General features: G+C 62.7%; 18 protein-coding genes. 9 read left to right on the top strand and 9 right to left on the bottom strand.

Annotation, left to right across the window (positions count from 1 at the left end):
- Positions 1 to 66 precede the first annotated feature (66 nt).
- The 6 genes from ABDB84_RS02775 to uxuA all read left to right on the top strand — a co-directional run bounded on the left by ABDB84_RS02775 (position 67) and on the right by uxuA (position 6,020).
- Positions 67 to 969 carry a TIGR02285 family protein gene (locus ABDB84_RS02775; RefSeq protein WP_345918153.1) on the top strand — a complete coding sequence of 301 codons (903 nt, stop codon included), beginning with the start codon at positions 67 to 69 and terminating at the stop codon, positions 967 to 969.
- A 147-nt stretch (positions 970 to 1,116) separates the two neighbouring features.
- On the top strand, positions 1,117 to 2,805 hold the full coding sequence (locus ABDB84_RS02770) for an NPCBM/NEW2 domain-containing protein (protein ID WP_345918152.1): 1,689 nt from the start codon (positions 1,117 to 1,119) through the stop codon (positions 2,803 to 2,805).
- Positions 2,806 to 2,816: 11 nt separating this feature from the next.
- Entirely contained in the window at positions 2,817 to 3,716 is a 900-nt protein-coding gene (locus ABDB84_RS02765; protein WP_345918151.1) for a LysR substrate-binding domain-containing protein, read from the top strand.
- Positions 3,717 to 3,862: 146 nt separating this feature from the next.
- The gene (locus ABDB84_RS02760) at positions 3,863 to 4,720 is read left to right on the top strand and encodes an SDR family oxidoreductase (protein WP_345918150.1); all 858 of its coding nucleotides are present in this window, start codon (positions 3,863 to 3,865) and stop codon (positions 4,718 to 4,720) included.
- 19 nt (positions 4,721 to 4,739) lie between these two features.
- Positions 4,740 to 4,943, top strand: a complete 204-nt coding sequence (locus ABDB84_RS02755; protein ID WP_345918149.1) for a hypothetical protein — start codon at positions 4,740 to 4,742, stop codon at positions 4,941 to 4,943.
- Positions 4,944 to 4,967: 24 nt separating this feature from the next.
- Entirely contained in the window at positions 4,968 to 6,020 is a 1,053-nt protein-coding gene (uxuA, locus tag ABDB84_RS02750; RefSeq protein ID WP_345918148.1) for a mannonate dehydratase, read from the top strand.
- A gap of 69 nt (positions 6,021 to 6,089) precedes the next feature.
- Here uxuA and ABDB84_RS02745 read toward each other — a convergent pair whose 3' ends face one another.
- From ABDB84_RS02745 to ABDB84_RS02730, 4 genes are all read right to left on the bottom strand, one after another.
- Positions 6,090 to 8,195 carry a hypothetical protein gene (locus tag ABDB84_RS02745; RefSeq protein ID WP_345918147.1) on the bottom strand — a complete coding sequence of 702 codons (2,106 nt, stop codon included), beginning with the start codon at positions 8,193 to 8,195 and terminating at the stop codon, positions 6,090 to 6,092.
- A 99-nt stretch (positions 8,196 to 8,294) separates the two neighbouring features.
- Positions 8,295 to 9,131, bottom strand: coding sequence for a pectate lyase (locus ABDB84_RS02740; RefSeq protein WP_345918146.1), 837 nt, complete (start codon positions 9,129 to 9,131; stop codon positions 8,295 to 8,297).
- A 590-nt stretch (positions 9,132 to 9,721) separates the two neighbouring features.
- On the bottom strand, positions 9,722 to 11,179 hold the full coding sequence (gene gatB / locus ABDB84_RS02735) for an Asp-tRNA(Asn)/Glu-tRNA(Gln) amidotransferase subunit GatB (protein WP_345918145.1): 1,458 nt from the start codon (positions 11,177 to 11,179) through the stop codon (positions 9,722 to 9,724).
- Positions 11,180 to 11,224: 45 nt separating this feature from the next.
- Positions 11,225 to 11,617, bottom strand: coding sequence for a gamma-butyrobetaine hydroxylase family protein (locus ABDB84_RS02730; RefSeq protein ID WP_345918144.1), 393 nt, complete (start codon positions 11,615 to 11,617; stop codon positions 11,225 to 11,227).
- A 124-nt stretch (positions 11,618 to 11,741) separates the two neighbouring features.
- On the opposite strand from ABDB84_RS02730, the gene phoB reads away from it, so the two are divergent.
- Both phoB and phoR read left to right on the top strand, forming a co-directional pair.
- The gene (gene phoB / locus ABDB84_RS02725; protein ID WP_345918143.1) at positions 11,742 to 12,449 is read left to right on the top strand and encodes a phosphate regulon transcriptional regulator PhoB; all 708 of its coding nucleotides are present in this window, start codon (positions 11,742 to 11,744) and stop codon (positions 12,447 to 12,449) included.
- An 85-nt stretch (positions 12,450 to 12,534) separates the two neighbouring features.
- The gene (gene phoR / locus ABDB84_RS02720; protein WP_345918142.1) at positions 12,535 to 13,854 is read left to right on the top strand and encodes a phosphate regulon sensor histidine kinase PhoR; all 1,320 of its coding nucleotides are present in this window, start codon (positions 12,535 to 12,537) and stop codon (positions 13,852 to 13,854) included.
- 9 nt (positions 13,855 to 13,863) lie between these two features.
- Here phoR and ABDB84_RS02715 read toward each other — a convergent pair whose 3' ends face one another.
- Positions 13,864 to 15,480 carry a hypothetical protein gene (locus ABDB84_RS02715; protein WP_345918141.1) on the bottom strand — a complete coding sequence of 539 codons (1,617 nt, stop codon included), beginning with the start codon at positions 15,478 to 15,480 and terminating at the stop codon, positions 13,864 to 13,866.
- Between the two features lie 322 nt (positions 15,481 to 15,802).
- On the opposite strand from ABDB84_RS02715, the gene ABDB84_RS02710 reads away from it, so the two are divergent.
- Positions 15,803 to 16,156, top strand: a complete 354-nt coding sequence (locus ABDB84_RS02710; protein ID WP_345918140.1) for a hypothetical protein — start codon at positions 15,803 to 15,805, stop codon at positions 16,154 to 16,156.
- On the opposite strand, the gene kduI is transcribed toward ABDB84_RS02710, so the two are convergent.
- The 4 genes from kduI to hisI all read right to left on the bottom strand — a co-directional run bounded on the left by kduI (position 16,075) and on the right by hisI (position 18,734).
- Positions 16,075 to 16,914 (bottom strand): 5-dehydro-4-deoxy-D-glucuronate isomerase, encoded by an 840-nt coding sequence (gene kduI / locus ABDB84_RS02705; RefSeq protein WP_345918139.1) that lies wholly within the window; start codon positions 16,912 to 16,914, stop codon positions 16,075 to 16,077. The genes ABDB84_RS02710 and kduI overlap by 82 nt on opposite strands.
- Positions 16,915 to 17,015: 101 nt before the next feature.
- Complete coding sequence (locus ABDB84_RS02700) at positions 17,016 to 17,576, bottom strand: gamma carbonic anhydrase family protein (RefSeq protein ID WP_345918138.1); 561 nt, start codon at positions 17,574 to 17,576, stop codon at positions 17,016 to 17,018.
- Positions 17,577 to 17,601: 25 nt separating this feature from the next.
- Complete coding sequence (locus tag ABDB84_RS02695; RefSeq protein ID WP_345918137.1) at positions 17,602 to 18,294, bottom strand: DUF1826 domain-containing protein; 693 nt, start codon at positions 18,292 to 18,294, stop codon at positions 17,602 to 17,604.
- Between the two features lie 5 nt (positions 18,295 to 18,299).
- Positions 18,300 to 18,734 carry a phosphoribosyl-AMP cyclohydrolase gene (hisI, locus tag ABDB84_RS02690; RefSeq protein ID WP_345918136.1) on the bottom strand — a complete coding sequence of 145 codons (435 nt, stop codon included), beginning with the start codon at positions 18,732 to 18,734 and terminating at the stop codon, positions 18,300 to 18,302.
- Positions 18,735 to 18,747: the final 13 nt, after the last annotated feature.

Raw genomic sequence — 18,747 nt, 5'->3', positions numbered from 1 at the left:
ACCTATTCGCTTTATCATGAGCCTAAACAAGGCCATAGGGGAGGCTGCGCGGTGAATGTATTGGCGTTGTCGAAGCGTCTGCACGCTGGCCTGATTGCCTTGGCGATGCTGTGCGCCCTGTTGGCCAGCATGCCGCTGCAGGCCGCCGACCCGCGTCAGCTCACCTGGTGCGAATTTGACCTGCCGCCGATGTACGTGCCGGACCTGCCACGTATCGGCAAGGGCTCGGTCGACCGCCAGGTCGCCTTCCTCATCAGCAAACTGCCCGAATACGATCACCGCGTGCAGCTCTCGAACCTGGCGCGTGTCGCCGAGCAGATGCGCAAGCACGAACAGGTGGTGTGCGCCGGCCTGCAGAAGAACGAGGAACGCGAGACCTACATGTATTTCTCCGAGGCCTTCATGGCGACGGCGGCACCCAAGCTCTTGCTGCAGCGGCGGACCCTGGAGCGCATGAAGTCCTTTCTCAACAGCGCGGGCGAGGTGCGCCTGCAGGACGTGATCGAGCGCAGCACCCTGGTGCTCGGTCTGACCGCGGGGCGTTCCTACGGCCGCCGCGTCGATGAACTGCTCAGCCGCTACAGCAGTGGCCACCCACGCATCATGCTGCGCCAGTCCGGCGCGGATCTGTCGCAAGGCGTGGCGCGCATGATGGCGCTGCAACGCGTCGACTACACCATTGCCTTCAGCAGCGAGATCCCCTTGATGCGCGATGCTGCCAGCCAGCCCGGCAGCGAAAACGAACTGCTTACCCTGCCGCTCGAAGGCATGCCGCGCTATGTGCCGGTCTACATCACCGCACCGCGCGATGAGTGGGGGCTGCGCTTCATCACCCGCATCAACGCCTTGTTGCGACAGTACTGGGCTGACCCGGAGTTTCGCCGCTACGCGCATCTCGGTCAGGACCCCGCGACTCGCGAAGCAGCCGAAGCGGCGCTGCGCGAGATCAATCCTAATTTGCGGCGTTAGTGCACGCCGCTCGGCTTGTTGTGCGTGGCTTTTGCAGTAGATCTGGCATGATCTTGGCCAGCACTAAATTCAACTGCAGCCATGACAACGAGAACCCACCATTCCGAGACTCTCCCCGCTCCGTCCGGTGATGCCATACGGCGTCCTTTGGGCGTCTGGATCGTGCTGTGCGTGTTGTTGAACGTGTTGTTATCAACCAGTAACGGCTTTGGCGGCGATATCAACGACTGGGTGTTGTGGAGCAAGCATCTGCAGACCTCCGGTTACGCAGGTTTGCCTGCGAACTATCCGCCGGTCTATGTGCATTGGCTGTGGGTGATAGGTTGCTTTGCCTCGGCCTTGCACATCAGCATCCAGCCGGATCTGTTATTGCGCCTGCTGGTTAATGCGCCTGACATGCTCGCTCAGCTGGGTGTGCTATGGGTGATGGCTCGCTTGCTTCGAGCGGTTTCAGTAACAGATTGTCAATGGCATGCTCTGATCGCTTTGGCAGCCTGTAATCCGGCGATTTTCATGGATGGACCTTTGTGGGGACAGGTCGACATGATGTTTTGCCTGCCCCTGGTGATAGCACTTGTGGTTCTGATCGAAGGCTGCAACTTGATCGCCTTTTTTTCTTTGGCCACATTGGCGCTGTTGACGAAATTCCAGGCCATTTGCGTGGCACCCGTGGTGCTGCCTTTGTTGTGGCATCAGCGCCGCAGTAGAGCATTGTGGTTAGGTTTGTTGCCGGCTGCCGCGCTCGGTGCTTTGTTGATGTTGCCTTATATTCTGGCGGGCAGCGCAGGGAGCATGTTCAGCGCGACTTATCTCAAGGCTGCGAGCTTGTTTCCTGTAGCCACTTTCAATGGTTTCAATCTGTGGTTTTTGCTAGGCCTCAACACTCGGCCGGACGGCATCTTTCTGCTTGACTATGCGCTGACCCCGCAAACTTGGCAGATCTTGCTGACACCAAAATGGCTGGGTATTGGTTTATGTGCGCTCTGGGATCTGATGTTGCTTATCAGCAGCTGGCGCCGCAATGAGCCGTCACTGCACTGGCGCAATTTCTATCTCGCTGCGACAGGATTCTTCCTGTTTCTGCCCGGAATGCACGAACGCTATTTACTTCCTGCTGTGGTCATTGCCTTGGCAGCTGCAGCACTAGACATGCGTCGCCATGGTGTGGCGGCTGTTTTATTGAGTTTTGGTGCTGCAGCCAATATGTTTCTTGTCTCGCCACCATCCGGGTTTTTGTTGCCTCATCTGGTGGCTGCCTTGCTGCTTGGGCTGGCACTGGTAGTCGTTTTACAAGACCATTTGGCGCGGTTGCCTTGGCAGCGCGTGCTTTCTTTGCCTGGATGGTTTTGGGGCGCTGCTGCTGCTGTGATCTGGCTGAGTGCATTGTGTATCCACGTTGCACGCGTCATGCCGGATCGGCACGGTTGGCTTGATGTGACGACGATGCCTGTAGCAGTGACCCAGGGATGGGGCGCTCTGCAGGTCAATACCTCGGTCTCTGGCGAGCGTTTGAGTGTGAACAAGCAGCGCTACGAGCATGGCTTTGGCACGCATGCTCCGTCTTCGATCCGCATTTCTATTCCACCTGGCGCTTTGGCTTTTGATGTTCAAGTGGGTATGGACGACGAAAGTCGTGGTCATGCAGAATTCATTTTGATGGTTGATGACGATGTCGTCTGGCAGAGTGGCGCCATGGACACTGGAGACACCCCGCGCAGCAAGTTGATTGACGTCAAAGGCAAGAAGACGCTGGAGTTGGTCGTCGATCCTCTGGGTAGTAACGAGGGAGATCATGCCGACTGGCTCCAGCCGCGTTTCCGTGTTGTCGAGCACTGAGCTCGTCTGTCATGGAAATCCGTCAGCTCAAGTATTTCATCGCCGTTGCAGAGGAGCGCAATATCAGTCGTGCGGCGGCGCGGCTGCATATTTCGCAGCCGCCTTTGACGCGGCAGATCCAGTTGCTCGAAGAGCGTCTGGGTGCGCAGTTGTTCAAGCGCACGCCCTGGGGGGTGGAGCCGACTGCCGCTGGCGAGCTGTTCCTGGCGCATGCGCGGCAGATTACCGCGCACATGGAGCAGGCGGCGGAGCTGGCTTGGCGGGCGGGGCAGGGCCTGGTCGGGCGGATTGATGTGGGCGTCTTCGGCTCGGCCATGCTGGGCATCGTGCCGCAGATTCTCAACCGTTTTTCGGCCTCGCATCCGGATGTCGAACTGGTCCTGCACAGCGCGCCCAAGGCGCAGCAGATCGAGGCCCTGCATCGTGGCCGCATCCTGCTCGCGCTCGATCGCTATCTGCCCGAGACGCCCGGGCTGGAACTGGAGACGGTGTGTGCCGAGCCGATCTACGTCGCGCTCAATACACGCCACCCGCTGGCCGCTTGCGAGGTGGTGCAGGTGGCGCAGCTGCGCGATGAGGCGCTGATTGGCGAACGCGATTCCAGCGTCTTCCTGGCCACCCGTGAGCTGTTTGCCAGCGCGGGCTTTCAGCCCAATACGCGGCAGGAGGCGGTCGATCTGATTGCGGCCACGGTGATGGTGGCGGGCGGATTCGGGACCGCCCTGGTGCCCGATTCGGTACGCAGTCTGCAACTGCCCAACGTGGTCTATCGGCCTTTGCGCGGCGCCAGCACGCCGCAAGTGCTGTTGCATTGCGCCTGGCGCAGCGAGGAGACGAATCCCTTGCTCGATGCCTTGCTGGCCGAGGTGCGACTGTTTGGCGTCGAGCATGCTGCCGCACAAGCGGCCTAATTAGATACCGTAAAGGTATTAAGCCAGATATATTTTGAATTGGACGGTATGGCTGGACTGCGCGATCCTCATCTTGTCCGGCTGATTTCTCCGCTGTGCTGTTGCAGTGTGAAGGGCTCAGACCGCTTATAAGAGGAGACCCGATCATGCAACAAGCTTTTCCCGTCGACCTGCAGGGCAAGGTCGCCGTGGTGACTGGCGGCGGCGGTGTGCTGTGCGCCGAGATGGCGCGCAGCCTGGCGCAGGCGGGCGCCAGCGTCGCCATTCTGGATCTCAACAAGGAGGCGGCCGAGCAGGTTGCCCAGGGCATCCAGGCCGAGGGCGGGCGCGGCATCGGCATCGCTGCCAATGTGCTCGAACGCGCTTCGCTGGAGCTGGCCGCCGCCGAGGTGGCCGAGCGCCTGGGTCCTTGCGATCTGCTGATCAATGGCGCCGGCGGCAATCACCCCAAAGGTACGACCAGCCGCGAGCAATTCAGCCCTGAGGACTTGCAGGCGCAGGATCCGGCGCTGGTCAGCTTCTTCAGCCTGGACCCGCAAGGCATGCGCTTCGTCTTCGACCTCAACTTCCTCGGCACGCTCCTGCCCTCGCAGGTGTTTGTGCGGCAGATGATCGGGCGCGAGGGCTGTTCGGTGCTCAATATCTCGTCGATGAATGCCTTCCGCCCGCTGACCAAGATTCCCGCCTACAGCGCAGCCAAGGCGGCGGTCAGCAATTTCACGCAGTGGCTGGCGGTGCACCTGGCGCCGGCCGGCGTGCGCGTCAATGCCATCGCGCCGGGCTTCTTCGTCACCCAGCAAAACCGCGCCCTGTTGTTCTCCAGCGCGGGCGAGCCCACGGCACGCGCTGGCAAGATCCTCGCCAATACGCCGATGCGCCGCTTCGGTGAAGCGCGCGAACTCAGCGGCACCTTGCTGTGGTTGGCCAGCGAAGCGGCCTCGGGCTTCGTCAATGGTGTGGTGGTGCCGGTCGACGGCGGATTTTCAGCCTATTCTGGCGTTTGAACTTGCGGAGGAATGAGCCATGATGCAAGTCTGGATTGTGTGGTTTGAGCGGCCGATTGCGGTGTTCTCCTCCGAAGCACGCGCCCGTGCCTATCTGGCCCGTCACGGCCGCGAGGCGGGTTGGTGCTGCTACGCCGCCGAGGTGAACCCGGATGGGCTGGACAGCCTGCCGTATTCGCAGCCGGCAGCAAAGTACTTTGAATCGATTGCAAGCGCGCACTGAAATCAATTTTGCAAGGAACATGAAATGAAAATGTCATTCCGTTGGTACGGCGACAGTGACCCGGTCAGTCTCGCCTACATCCGTCAGATCCCCGGCATGCACGGCATCGTCTCGGCCGTCTACGACGTGCCGGTGGGCGAAGTCTGGCCGCTCGACAAGATCGAAGCGCTCAAAGCCAAGATCTTTGCCCATGGCCTCGCCTTTGATGTCATCGAATCGGTGCCGGTGCATGAGGACATCAAGCTCGGCAAGCCGACGCGTGATGCGCTGATCGCCAACTACCAGCAAACCATCCGCAACCTCGCCGCCTGTGGCCTGAAGGTGATCTGCTACAACTTCATGCCGGTGTTTGACTGGACGCGCACCACCCTGGCCAAGCAGCTTGAAGACGGCTCCTTCACCCTCGCTTTCTCGACCAAGGAAGTGGACGAGATCGATGTCTCCAAGGGCATCTCGCTGCCCGGCTGGGACTCCAGCTACAAGCCCGAACAGCTGCGTGCCCTGCTCGACGAGTACGCCAGCGTCGACGCCGACAAGCTCTGGCAGCATCTGGAATACTTCCTCAAGGCGATCATTCCGGTCGCTGAAGAAGTCGGCATCAAGATGGCGATCCACCCCGATGATCCGCCGCGCCCGATCTTCGGCCTGCCGCGCATCGTCAAGAACCGTGACGATCTGGCGCGCATCCTCAAGATCGTCGACACGCCGGCCAATGGCCTGACGCTCTGTTCCGGCTCGCTCGGCGCCGGCCCGGAGAACAATGTCGAGGCACTGGTGCGCGAATTCAGCGGCCAGGGCCGCATCCACTTCGCCCACCTGCGCAACGTCAAGATCACGCCCGATGGCGACTTCGAAGAGACCGCGCACAAGTCCGAATGCGGCTCGCTCGACATGGCAGCGATCGTCAAGGCCTACCATGACACCGGCTTTACCGGCTATGTGCGTCCCGACCACGGCCGCATGATCTGGGGCGAAACCGGCAAGCCCGGCTACGGCCTCTACGACCGTGCGCTGGGCGCGGTGTATCTGAATGGCTTGTGGGAAGCGGTGGACAAGTTCAGCGCGGCGCGCGCCTGATCTTTGCCACCCGCATGAAAAAGGCCCGCCCTGCCTCAGGCAGCGCGGGCCTTTCTCTTGGCGTGCGCCTTACTTGAGGCCGGCAGGCCGGGTGAGCAGGCGCTCACCGAACAGCATCAGCTCGGCGTCGGGCAGCAGCAGCCCGTCCTTGAAGTGGTGGCGGGTGCCGGAGTCGACGGCCTGCCAACTGCGCCCGGCATCGCCGGAGTGCAGCAGCACGCCATCGCGTCCCGTCACCCACAGGCCCCCGTCGCTGCCCGGCAAGAGGCGACGCAGATTGGCCTCAACGCCTGACTGGATGCTTTGCCAGTGCCGGCCGGCATCGTCCGAGCGCAGAAGCGTCCCCTTGGCGCCTGCAACAATCAGCACATCCTTGGCCGGGCTGATGATGTCACGCGCCAGGAAGTGCTGGCCGAGCGCGATTTCGTCGCGCTGCTGGCCGTCCAGCGAGATGCGCAGCAGGCGGTCGCCATCGCCCATTACCCACAGCGCGCCAGCGGCTTCGCGGATCTGGTACCACACCGGTTTCCCGGCAATGCTGAGCTGGCGCTGGAGCTGCCCTTGCGCATCAAAGAACACCAGGCTGCCCGCTTCGCCAACCGCCATAAAGCCGGCCTCGGGCAGGGCGATCACATCCTTGAGCTGCAGCACGGCGCCGCCCGCCGCGTTTTGCCAGCTGGCACCTTCATCGGCCGAGCGCATCACCCAGCCCGGATTGGCGATGACCAGCGCAACACGGCTGCGCGGGTGAATGGCGATGCGCTGGAAATTGCCCAGGGCGCCGTCGGCATGCTTGAACACGGTCTGCCAGCTGGCGCCGTCGTCGCTCGAGCGGATGATGGTGGCCGTTGAACCCGCCGCCAGCAGCGTGCGGCTATCGGGATAGGCGAGGGCATGGGTCAGGTACTGCCCATAGGCCAGACCGGCGTCGATCACCTGCCAGTCCGGGCCTGCGTCCTTGAGGCCTGTGGCACGCGCCACCAGGCCCTGGATGCCGACGGCGATCAGCGTGCCCGAGGGGCTGCGCAGCACGTGGTTGATGTAGCGGCTCAGATCAGGCTGCTCCAGCGTCCAGCCTGCGGCCGGGCTGTGTCGTGCGACCAGGCCGCCGTTGCCCCATACCAGCAGGCGTCCGTCTGCGGCCAGGCTCATGCCGTTCGGTCGCGACTGGCCAAAGCCTTGGCTCAGATGCCAGGCGATCCCGGCATTGCGGGAGGAGAACAGCTGAGCGTCATTGCTCAAGGCCAGCCATTGCTTGCCTGTGGCGTCAAACGTAAGCTGTTCGACATAGGGCAGGGCGGCAGCACGCAGGCTGAACACGGGGGGCTTGCCGGCGGCGACACTGGCCACTGCAATGCGCCCATCTGCGCCACCGAGCATCAGCGTTGCGCTGGCTTCATCATAGGCGGCGGCCGTCCAGCCGCTGCCCTGTGCGCTGGCCTTGCCGGTCGGCATGTTCACGGCGAAGGCCTGGGCGCGTACTGCGTCGATCAGCAAAACGCGCCGGTCGCGCGTCATGCCGGCCCACCAGGGGCCCGCACGCTGCCAATCGACGACTTCGTTAACCGCAAAGCCTTTGGGGCGTTTGAGCGCTTGCCAGGTTCCTGGCGCGTTTTCGCTGATCCACAGGCTGCCGTCATGGGCTGAGGCGACGGCGCGGTTGGCTGCATCGACGCCGAGCAGGCGCAGGGCCGGGGTGTTGCCTTGGCCGAGCGGCTGCCAGTTCTGACCGGCCTTTACGGCGCCCAGCACGGCACATTCACTGTCCTGATCACTGCGACAGCCCCAGGCGAGCCAGCTGGATTGCCCCTTGTCCCAGGCGATCTTGCGGATCTGCCAGCCCTCCAGAGTGGGCGTCCACTGTGTCGCAGCGGCGGCGCGCACGCCGTGCCACACCCGGCTATTGCTCAAGGCCAGCAGTTCATGGCCCGATGGGTCTGCCAGGGCCATGTCTACCGTCGCTTCGCCCAGTTTTTCTTCGTGCCAGTTTGCCGTGCCGGCGGGACGCCAGCGCAGCAGACCGTCACTACCGGAGATCAGCTCGAAGGGCCCGGACTGGGTTCCGAATATCCAGTCCGGATTGGCCAGCACGCCGGCCAGTGCAGGTCCACAGCTGAGGCAGAGGGTGAAAAACAGGACAGTTTTTTGGGCGGCACGGCAGAAGGCCAGTCGCATGCTCGAACTCCAGGTACGCGGTGTTGCAATAGACAAATAGACAATAAAAAACCCCGGGCAGTGCCCGGGGTTTTGAACTTGCTTGGGCTCAGGAATGGATCACAGTGCCTTGACGTTGCTGGTGCTGACCACGCAGGACTTGGTGCCCCACTTCTGGCCTTGGCTCGGGCTTTCCTTGCCCAGGCTCTTCGGCAGACCGGTGAATTCTTCGCAGATCACCGGGGTGCTCTTGGTGCCGCTGAGCTTGTAACCTTCAACCGTCAGGTTGGTGATGGTCGCCGTGTCATACACGCCCGACACCGTCTTGCTGTTGGCATCCAGGTAGCTGGAGTTCACACCCACAACCGTCAGGATGGCGCCCTTGGTGGTGACCTTGTCCACCACGATGGTACGCGGGCCGATGTTGGTGGTGCAGTTACCGCAGGTGCGGGCCAGTTTGCCGGCCGAGCTGCTCAGATTGCCCTTGGCGATGATGGCGGTGAAGCCGTCCTTGACGGTGAGCGCGGTGTTCTTGTTGTTCACCTGGAAGAACTTGTCCGGCTTGCCGCCCAGGCTGGCCGTGCTGGAGTTGGTGTTGGTGGCGGAGCCGCCGGAGACCACCAGCTTGGCGTTGTCAGCAATGACCGAAGCGGCGTCTTCGCAGACTTCCTTCCAGGTCACGTTAACCAGGGTGCAGGTGCCGCTTGCGCAATGGATGCCGTCAGAGCCACCCGTGGCAGAAATCGTCACGTTCTTGACGGTTGCATTCTTGAGGATCAGCACCGGCGACTGCTTGTCGCTGTCACCGTCGCAAGAGAGACCAATTTCCTTGCCGCCACAATCGATGGTGGTATCGCTGATGGTGCTGCCTGCGGTACAGCTACCGGCTGCCTGAGCACCTGTGCTGAAAGCCATGGCGGCGGAAAGAACGAAAAACAAGCGGCTGATCTTGAACATAAAAAACTCCTTTTTGTTTTTATTGAGTGAACAATAAAAATTTGAATTACTGCGTCTCCAAATACTTCTTATAGGTAAAGCACTGGCCAGCACTTCTCTGATCGTGAAGTGTTGTCGATAAGGTTCGCGTCTCGCCAAGTTTGATGAAATGCATCTCGAATACACCGCATCAAGCAAGACTGAAAGCATCGAACACATGACCTATGACATCGATGGCCAGCGAGGCGATGAGACAACAGAACTAGCTTGGCTGGCAGTCTAGTAAACCCTAATGTTGTTCTGTTTAAATTCAACAAAATCAAATTAAATCAGTGGCTTAGTAAGTTCGGAATAATGCCTTATTCCGACGGCACACTAAGACTTTTGTCTTAATTGCAAGCCTTTGATGCAAGTCAATTGACGTTTGCATGTGCTGCAGAGCAGCATAGAAAGCGCTGGTTTTATGCTGGGGAGGTATTTTGAGTGGGTGGTGCCGCGCAGGGCGTTTGCCGGAGAATAATGTTGCTGCGATGCAGTGTGTTGTTTGCGCCGACGTAAAAAAGCCCGGTCTGCTTTTCGTACAGACCGGGCCGTTTTGAGCGCGTAAAGGTTTAACTCAGTTTCTTCTTCAGCAATTCATTCACTTGTGCTGGCGAGGCCTTGCCCTTGCTGGCCTTCATGACCTGGCCGACCAGGGCATTGAAGGCTTTTTCCTTGCCGGCCTTGTATTCGGCGACGTTCTGCGCGTTGTTGGCGATGACTTCGTCGATGATCGGCTCGATCGCCGAGGCGTCGGTGACTTGCTTGAGGCCTTGCTTGTCGATGATCTCGTCAGCGCTGTTGCCGTCACCGTTCCACAGCGCTTCGAACACTTTCTTGGCGATGTTGTTGGAGATTGTGTTGTCGGCGATGCGTGTGATCAGGCCGGCCAGCTGGGCAGCGCTGACGGGGCTCGCGGCGATGCTCTTCTCTTCCTTGTTGAGGCGGGCAGCGAGTTCGCCCATCAGCCAGTTGGCGATCAGCTTGGGGGCTTGCGCGGCGCTCGTCGCGGCGACGGCATCGAGGAAGTATTGCGCGCTGTCGCGGCTGCTGGTCAGCGCGGCGGCGTCGTAGGCGGAGAGGCCGTAATCGTTCTGCAGGCGCTGTGCCAGCTGCTCGGGCAGCTCGGGCATCTGGCCGCGCACGCGCTCGACCCAGTCGGCATCGATCACCAGCGGCAGCAGGTCGGGGTCGGGGAAGTAGCGGTAGTCCTGGGCGTCTTCCTTGCTGCGCATCGCGCGCGTCTCGCCCGTATCGGGGTCGAACAGCACGGTGGCTTGCTGGATCGTGCCGCCGTCCTCAAGGGTTTCGATCTGCCATTGCACTTCGTAGTCGATGGCCTGCTGCATGAAGCGGAAGCTGTTGAGATTCTTGATCTCGCGGCGGGTGCCGAATTCCGGCGCGCCTTTCTTGCGCACCGAGACATTGGCGTCGCAGCGGAAGCTGCCTTCCTGCATATTGCCGTCGCAAATGTTGATCCATTGCACCAGGGCGTGCAGCTTGCGCGCATAGGCGACGGCCTCGGCCGAGGAGCGCATGTCCGGCTCGGTGACGATTTCGAGCAGCGGCGTGCCGGCGCGGTTCAGATCGATGCCGCTCTGGCCCTGGAAGTCCTCGTGCAGGCTTTTGCCCGCGTCTTCTTCCAGGTGGGCACGGGTCAGATTGATCGTCTTCTCGTAGGCTTTGTCGCCCTCGCCAACCTGGATGGTGATCTGCCCGCCCTGCACGACCGGCAGCTCGTACTGGCTGATCTGGTAGCCCTTGGGCAGGTCGGGATAGAAGTAATTCTTGCGCGCAAAGATCGAGCGCGGCGCAATCTTTGCGCCGATGGCGAGGCCAAAGCGGATGGCGCGCTCGACCGCGCCATGGTTGAGTACCGGCAGCACGCCGGGCAGGGCGATATCGACGGCACAGGCCTGCTCATTCGGCGCGGCGCCGAACGCGGTGCTGGCGCCGGAGAAAATCTTCGAGGCCGTGTTGAGCTGGGCATGGGTTTCCAGGCCGATGACTACTTCCCAATCGCTTCTCATGTGTGGTGCTCGGTTTGCGGGTAACTCGCTATTTTAAACCGGTTCTCAGTGATGTCCGCAGCCCTTTGCGGCGGGCGGCGCGGTGGCGATGTCACGGCTGGCGCCGGCGGCTTCGAGTTGCTGCAGGTATTGCGCCCACAGGGTTTCGTGCTCCAGTGCCAGCTTGTAGAGGTAGTCCCAGGTGTAGAGGCCGGAGTCGTGGCCGTCTGAAAACACCAGCTTGACGGCGTATTGACCGACCGGTTCGATGGCCTGGATGTTCACATTGCGCTTGCCGGTCTGCAGCACTTCCTGGCCGGCGCCATGGCCGCGCACTTCGGCCGAGGGCGAATAGACGCGCAGCAGCTCGCAGGAGAGCTGGGCGGCGACGCCGTCTTCAAAGTGCACTTCGAGCAGGCGTGATTGCTGATGCAGGCGGATTTCGGTGGGGATGCTCATGGGGGACTCCGGGGGTGTGCAGCGGGCGCTGCACAATTTATTGCAAGAGAATGACTTGTCACAATTCGTTCATCAATCGGCAATACACTGCCGCCATTACCTATAGATTGTGACGGGGCTTCAGATGGCTGCCAACATCCTTCTGGTTGAAGACGAACCTGCGATTCAGGAACTGATCGCTGCCAACCTCACGCGCGCTGGCCATACGGTGGTGCGCGCCGCCGACGGCGAGACCGCGCAACGCATCGTACGCGAGGCGCTGCCCGACCTGGTCCTGCTCGACTGGATGCTGCCGGGCATGTCCGGCATTGAGCTGGCGCGCCGTCTGCGCGCCGAAGAGCGCACGCGCGCCATTCCGATCATCATGCTCACCGCGCGCAGCGAAGAAGAAGACCGCGTGCTGGGCCTGGAGACCGGCGCTGACGATTACATCGCCAAGCCCTTCTCGCCGCGCGAGCTGGTGGCGCGCATCAAGGCGGTGTTGCGCCGGCGTGCGCCGGAGGCCACCGAAGACGCGGTCGAGACGTCCGGCCTGCGCCTCGACCCGACCACCCACCGCGTGACGGCCGGCGAGCAGCACATCAATCTCGGCCCGACCGAATTCCGCCTGCTGCATTACCTGATGACTCACCCGGAGCGTGTGCATTCGCGCTCGCAGCTGCTTGATCAGGTGTGGGGCGATCACGTCTTCGTCGAAGAGCGGACCGTCGATGTGCATATCCGCCGCCTGCGCAGCGCGCTGGAAGCGACCCAGCACGACCGCCTGATCCAGACCGTGCGCGGCAGCGGCTACCGCCTCTCGGCCGATGTGCCGGCCGCCGATCCGGCCTGAGCCGCTTTGCACTAAGATGTGAGCGCCTGCCGCGCAAGGCGGCGGGCATACTCAGCCACCGCAACGGCGCATCGGCGCCCGAGGATTGATCATTTACCCTGGACGACTGATCTGGTCACATGCCGCAGGCATTCTTGCGGTCCTGTTACTTGCCGTGGCGCTGAGCTGGATCTTCGGCAGCGGCGTGGCGGCATTGGCGGTGTTGAGCCTGGGCCTGGGCGCCTGGCTGATCTACCACCTGCGCAATCTGGTGCGCCTGCTCGACTGGGCGCGCGAGCCCCTGGGCACGCCGACGCCGCGTGCGCTGGGCAGCTGGGACAATGCCTTTGCGGCGCTGGCACGGCGCTCACGGATCGCCTATGACCAGCGCGAACGCATCTCGCAGAGCCTGTCGCGCTTTCGCGAGGCGGCGCAGGCGATGCCGGACGGCGTGATCTACCTGACCCACCACAATCTCATCGAATGGGTGAATCGTGCGGCCGAACGTCATTTCGGTCTCGATGCCCGCAGCGATGCCGGCAGCGCCGTGACCAATCTGGTGCGCCAGCCGGACTTCGTCAGCTACGTCGAAGCCGGCGATTTCAGCGAGCCTTTGCTGCTCAAACCCTTGCGCAGCGATGGTCTGAGCTTGTCGGTGCAGATCGTGCCGTTTGGCGAAGACCTCAAGATGCTGCTCTCGCGCGACATCAGCCAGCTTGAAAAGCTGGAGAACATGCGCCGCGATTTCGTCGCCAATGTCTCGCACGAGCTGAAAACGCCGCTCACCGTGGTCAGCGGCTTCATGGAAATGCTCTACGACGGCTTCGAGGACTTCTCGCCCGAGGATGCGCGTCGTTATCTGCAGCTGGCGATCGACCAGGGCGGCCGCATGCAGCGCCTGATCGAGGATCTGCTGGCGCTCTCCGCACTCGAAACCGCAACCCAGCCCGATGAGGACAAGGTCGATGTGCAGGGCCTGCTGCGCAGCGTCGCCGAGGAGGCGCGCCTGCTCTCGTCCGGCCGCCACGAGATCATCGTCGAACCCGGTGCGCGGGCCAGCTTGCTGGGCTCGCACAAGGAACTGCACAGCGTGCTGGCCAACCTCGCCAGCAATGCCGTGCGCTATACGCCGGACGGCGGCCAGATCCGCATCAGTTGGGAGCCGCTGGCGGCGGGCGCGGCCCTGGTGGTCAGCGACAACGGGCCGGGCATCGCGGCCGAGCATCTGCCGCGCCTGACCGAGCGCTTCTACCGCGTCGATCGCGGTCGCTCGCGCGAGACCGGTGGCACCGGTCTGGGTCTTGCCATCGTCAAGCATGTGCTGACGCGGCATCAGGGCAATCTGGAGATTGTCAGCGAACCGGGTCGCGGCAGCCGCTTCCTGGCCTGTCTGCCGCAGCACCGCGTGCTGTGGGCCGAGGCCTGAGCGCGCAGATCAGCGATTGGCCGAGTCGCCTTCGCGGCTGAACAGCACGCGGTCGAAATTGGCGCCGCGCGAGAGCAATTTGTTCATGTGCGCGAACCAGGAACGGCCATCGGCATACACCTCGATGCGCCGGCCGCTGAGGAACCAGCCGACCGGCACGATCAGGCTCGCCTCGGTATCCATCGAGGGAATGCCCGGGATCAGGAAACCGATGCGGTAGCGCTCGCGCGTCGAACGATCTCCCGGATGCAGGCGCACCGCAAGCACCTTGGCCGGGCCGGGCAGGATGCTGATACCCGCTTGCAGGCTGTTGTCATTCTGGTATTGCAGCCAGATCACCTCGGCCAGCAGTAGCGGCGTACTGGCATCGACGCGCACGCCGAGCAGCTGGCGGTGTTCCAGGCGCGAGCCGGGGCGCGTGCGGCTGAGGCGGTAGCCGGTCAGCGATTGATCATTGATCTGCCAGGTTTCGTCGGCGACATAGCCCAGCTGCAGCGCACGCGTCTGCAGGTATTCCAGCGTGATGTCTTCCGGCGCGCGGTCACGGAAGGTGTGCATCAGCTGCGCGCGGCCATAGCTGGTCAGGCGCGAGTCATTGGGCTGCATGAATTCGCGGCCGTCGATGAAGAAGGCGATTGCCTGCAGATCGACACAGAGCTGCACGTCGGCGTTCGCTCGCTTGCGCGGATACTTGCGGCCGGCCACGGCATAACCCCAGGGGCGATAGAGCGCCACCAGCAGGCGCGAACAGGCCGGCTGCACGCAGTCTTCACCGAGGCCCAGGGAGGCGGGCGAGACATTCTTCTTGAGCTGTGCCACGAGGCTCTGGATGTGGGTGGCCAGGCGCCGCGTGTCGATGCCGCGCAGCTTGAGATCGGGCGGCATCAGGGCCATCGGGCGCAGGCCGAAGTCGGCCTCGCAGGCCAGCGCGAATTGGCCGGGCTTGGTGTGCAGCGGCTCATCTTCGGCCTGCAGGCTGCAGTAGGGCGCGAAGCGTTGCGCCCAATGCTTGATCCAGCCTTGCTCGCGCAGGCTGCGGCCGCAGGGCATGGCGGTATCGACCAGCAGCATGGTGATGTAGCACTCGCTGACGCTTTGCGCGCCCCAGATATCGTTGAGCGCATCGGCGACGCGCTGTTCGGCATAGCCGGCGCGTTCGGCCGCGATGAACAGCTTGTGCATCTGCAGCCACAGACCGCTGGGCAGGGCGCGGCGCACGCGATGGTATTCGAGCATCACGCGCGCGTTGTAGAGCATGCGGCGCTGGGCGAGCAGGGCGCGTTTGTCGTTGAAGTCCGGGTCCAGCGCCGAGCGCTGGGCGATGAAGGCATAGCTCTTGGCCATCAGCGCCCAGCCGGTGACCACGTTCTGGAAGCGCTCGTTCTCCGGGCTATCGAGTGGCAGGGCGCGCGCGGCATAGCGCTGCGAAGCCTGCGACATGACGAAGTCGAGCGTGCCGCGGATCTCCTCGAGCACGCGCAGATGTTCCACTGGCTCCGGCGGCCGGGCACACATGCCGTCAAGCACCACGCTCATCGTCGACAGGGAGTCGTCGACGTCCGTCGGATTGAGCGCATTGAGTACGCTCAAGCACTGGGTGGCCTGCGTAAAATCGATGGGGGGCAATGTACGTCCAGCGGACATCATTTTATTCACCTCGGGCGGCAAGCCCGCTCAGATTCGGTGATGCGGGATTGATGGCGTGTTGGGTGTGCGGTGCAGCAATTATGTCAGATGCAGTTTGCCGGCAGCAATCAGATTCCTGTTCTGGAAGTGCAACATGCATGGACAGCCAAGCGAAGCGAGCTGCGCCCTGCGGTCTGCGAGGACTGACGAAACGCCCGCTGACACGGCTCTGCCTGCCAAGTTTAGTGTCTGTCGGGCTTTGTTTCGAATCTTTTTGCTTCGTTTTGCGCTGCTTTGATGCCTCTTGGCGGGAGTCGGTTCCATGCCTCTGCTGCACTTTTTCCGCCAGATCCGGCGCCTGCCGGGCCTCCTCTGTCTGAGCGGGCTGATCGCCCTGGCCGGCTTCTGGCAGGACTTGCGCAGCTGGTTCAAGATGAGCGATGCGCTGGCGCGTTCGGCCGACCCGGTCGCCGCGGCCCGTCCGCTGGCCTGGCTGGATGTCTGGGCGCAGGACACCCAGCTGATGTCGCCTTGCTCAAAGAAAAGGGGCTGTTCGCCGTGCGAAAGCCCCTCGTGTGCTGAACTGCAGCGGCTTTACTTCAGGGTCGTCATGGCCACGTGGTCCATGTCGGGGAAGGTCTGGTTTTCGCCGCACATGCCCCAGATGAAGGTATAGGCCTGCGAACCGACGCCGGAGTGGATCGACCAGCTCGGCGCGATCACCGCCTGCTCGTTGCGCATCACGATGTGACGCGTTTCGGTGGGCTGGCCACACATGTGGAAGACCACGCCATCGGGCTGCATGCCGAAGTAGAAATAGACTTCCATGCGCCGCTCGTGGGTGTGGCAGGGCATGGTGTTCCACAAGCTGCCCTCGGCGAGTTTGGTGAGGCCCATCACCAGCTGACAGGAGTCGACCACGCCGGGCACGATGTACTTGTAGATGGTGCGCTGGTTGCTGGTCTTGGCTTCGCCGATGGTTTGCGGCGAGGCCTGGTCGATGGTGATTTTTTTGGTTGGGTAGGCAGTGTGGGCCGGACAGCTGTTGTAGTAGAACTTGGCCGGTGCATCCGCACTGATGCTCTGGAAGCGCAGATCCTGCGCGCCCTTGCCGATGTACAGCGCTTCCTGCGTGCCGACTTCCCAGACCTTGCCATCGATCAACACCACGCCGGGGCCGCCGATATTGATCAGGCCCAGTTCGCGGCGTTCGAGGAAGTAGCTGGTGCCATAGGTTTTGCCCAGATCGGGCAGCACGACTTCGGCGCCCACCGGCATTACGCCGCCGACGACGATGCGGTCGATGTGGCTGTAGGTCATCGTCATCTGGTCGGCGACAAACAGTGTCTCGATCAGGAATTCACGGCGCAGCCCTGCGGTGTCGAGGGTCTTGAAGTAAGCGGCGTTGCTGGCCTGGCGGGTATCGATTTCCATCTGGGCTCCTTGGTGGCGTCACGCCTTTGTGGCGGACCGGTCAGATCCCAAGCATAGCGCCAAAGCGGCGCCTAACCACTGCCCGGCCGCAAGGCCTGCGCTTAAAACTCGTTCTGCAGGCGCTTGTAACCGGCGACCAATTCGACATTGGTGCGCGCCACGTCTTCGGAGAACTCGGTCGCCGAGGCATTGACGCGGGCGATGCGCGACAGATCGGTGTGCGCATTGATGTGCGTGGTCGAGGGCACGTAGAAACCGGCCGGCAGATCGCAGCCATCGACCACCGAGTTGTGGCGCACCACGCAGCCGGCGCCAACGCGGCAGTTGAACAGCACGGTGTTGAAGCCGATGAAGACATTGTTGCCGACCTCGGCCGGGCCATGCACGATGGAACGGTGGGCGATCGAGCTGTGCTCGCCGATGGTCACCGCTGCGCCCGACTTGGAGTGGATCACCACGCCGTCCTGGATATTCGAATTGGCGCCGATGACGATGGGTTCCATGCCGCCTTCGGCATTCACCTCGTCAGCGCGGATCACCGCGTAAGGGCCGATGAACACGTTTTCATGGACGATGACCTTGCCGCAGATGATGGCGGTCTGGTCGACGTAGGCGGATTCGTGGATTTGCGGCAGGTCGCCGGTGGGATTTTTGCGGATCATGTGGGTAGATTCTACTCTTGTGGTCTTACCAGATGGCGTCGAGCGCCAGCACCACACGCGGTGCAAGCGCAGCAGAGACTACCGGGGAACGGTGGATCAGGCCCTGGCCGGCATTGCCTTGCCAGGCGTCGCCCTTGAGCAGGGCGAGGGCGAAGGGCGCGATGCGATGAATGCCCCGCGCCGAGCAGATCAGCCCCGAGTCCTCATCCGCTTGCCCCTGGGCGGCTGCGCCCAGCCAGCGTCGATCAGCGTAACGCTCGTCGAGCCATTCCGTGCCGTCGCCACGATAGGTGCACAGCAGGCGGATGCCGGTGTGGTCGACGTGAAAGCGCGGGCACATGGCGCTGCCCAGTACTTCCAGGCGCAGGCCGACGCGCGCGCAGCCGAGCAGCTCGCCATAGGCGCCGCTGATGAAGGCGATGTCCTCTTCCAGTGCGCGGCGGCCAGCCTCCGCTGGCCAGTGCTTGAGTTCGGGCGCGGTGCCGGCATCGATCACGCAGCGCAGCCCCAGGCGCAGCTCGCCGCGGGTGGCCAGCGTATCCAGGTAGGCGCTGATGCCTGAATCCGGCGCGCGTTCAAGGATGGCAATACGGGTCTGCGGCGCAAAAATCGCCGTCAGATCGAGCAGTGAGTCGCTGCGCGACAGCGAGGGCGGTGCATCGTCCGGTACGGTATGGCGAGCGGGTTGGAGCGTGGCGCTGCTGTGGTGAGGCTGCATGGTCTTCAGGCTCCGTGTGCAGGGTGGGGCGCGCTGTCGAGGATGCTGACCTGCGGCCCTTCAATGCGGTTGTAGAAACACGAAGCGCGCCCGGTGTGGCAGGCGCCGCCGCTTTGCGCGACGCGCAGCAGGAGGGCATCGCCATCGCAATCGAAGCGGGCTTCGATGAGTCGCTGCACCGCGCCGGATGTCTCGCCCTTGCGCCACAGCTGGCGGCGCGAGCGCGACCAGTAGCAGACGCGCCCGCTGGCCAGGGTCTCTTCGAGCGCGGTGCGATTCATCCAGGCCAGCATCAGCACTTCGCCGCTGTCGTATTGCTGGGCAATTGCGGCGATCAGGCCGTCTTCATTCCAGGGCAGACCGTCGAGTACAGCGGCCAGCGGCAGCTGTGTGCCGGCCGGGCTGTACTCGTGGGCGATGAGCAGGTTGGTCGAGGCCATGATCGGCGCAGCC

Source organism: Uliginosibacterium sediminicola, assembly GCF_039631295.1.
Classification (GTDB): Bacteria; Pseudomonadota; Gammaproteobacteria; order Burkholderiales; family Rhodocyclaceae; genus Viridibacterium; species Viridibacterium sediminicola.
This window is presented reverse-complemented; position numbering and strand designations above follow the sequence as displayed.

Excerpts from the sequence above, each read along its gene's own strand:
- ABDB84_RS02765 (WP_345918151.1), top strand. The coding sequence starts at position 2,817 with ATGGAAATCCGTCAGCTCAAGTATTTCATCGCCGTTGCAGAGGAGCGC.
- ABDB84_RS02760 (WP_345918150.1), top strand. The coding sequence starts at position 3,863 with ATGCAACAAGCTTTTCCCGTCGACCTGCAGGGCAAGGTCGCCGTGGTG.
- ABDB84_RS02755 (WP_345918149.1), top strand. The coding sequence starts at position 4,740 with ATGATGCAAGTCTGGATTGTGTGGTTTGAGCGGCCGATTGCGGTGTTC.
- uxuA (WP_345918148.1), top strand. The coding sequence starts at position 4,968 with ATGAAAATGTCATTCCGTTGGTACGGCGACAGTGACCCGGTCAGTCTC.
- ABDB84_RS02745 (WP_345918147.1), bottom strand. The coding sequence starts at position 8,195 with ATGCGACTGGCCTTCTGCCGTGCCGCCCAAAAAACTGTCCTGTTTTTC.
- ABDB84_RS02740 (WP_345918146.1), bottom strand. The coding sequence starts at position 9,131 with ATGTTCAAGATCAGCCGCTTGTTTTTCGTTCTTTCCGCCGCCATGGCT.
- gatB (WP_345918145.1), bottom strand. The coding sequence starts at position 11,179 with ATGAGAAGCGATTGGGAAGTAGTCATCGGCCTGGAAACCCATGCCCAG.
- ABDB84_RS02730 (WP_345918144.1), bottom strand. The coding sequence starts at position 11,617 with ATGAGCATCCCCACCGAAATCCGCCTGCATCAGCAATCACGCCTGCTC.
- phoB (WP_345918143.1), top strand. The coding sequence starts at position 11,742 with ATGGCTGCCAACATCCTTCTGGTTGAAGACGAACCTGCGATTCAGGAA.
- ABDB84_RS02710 (WP_345918140.1), top strand. The coding sequence starts at position 15,803 with ATGCCTCTGCTGCACTTTTTCCGCCAGATCCGGCGCCTGCCGGGCCTC.
- kduI (WP_345918139.1), bottom strand. The coding sequence starts at position 16,914 with ATGGAAATCGATACCCGCCAGGCCAGCAACGCCGCTTACTTCAAGACC.
- ABDB84_RS02700 (WP_345918138.1), bottom strand. The coding sequence starts at position 17,576 with ATGATCCGCAAAAATCCCACCGGCGACCTGCCGCAAATCCACGAATCC.
- ABDB84_RS02695 (WP_345918137.1), bottom strand. The coding sequence starts at position 18,294 with ATGCAGCCTCACCACAGCAGCGCCACGCTCCAACCCGCTCGCCATACC.
- hisI (WP_345918136.1), bottom strand. The coding sequence starts at position 18,734 with ATGGCCTCGACCAACCTGCTCATCGCCCACGAGTACAGCCCGGCCGGC.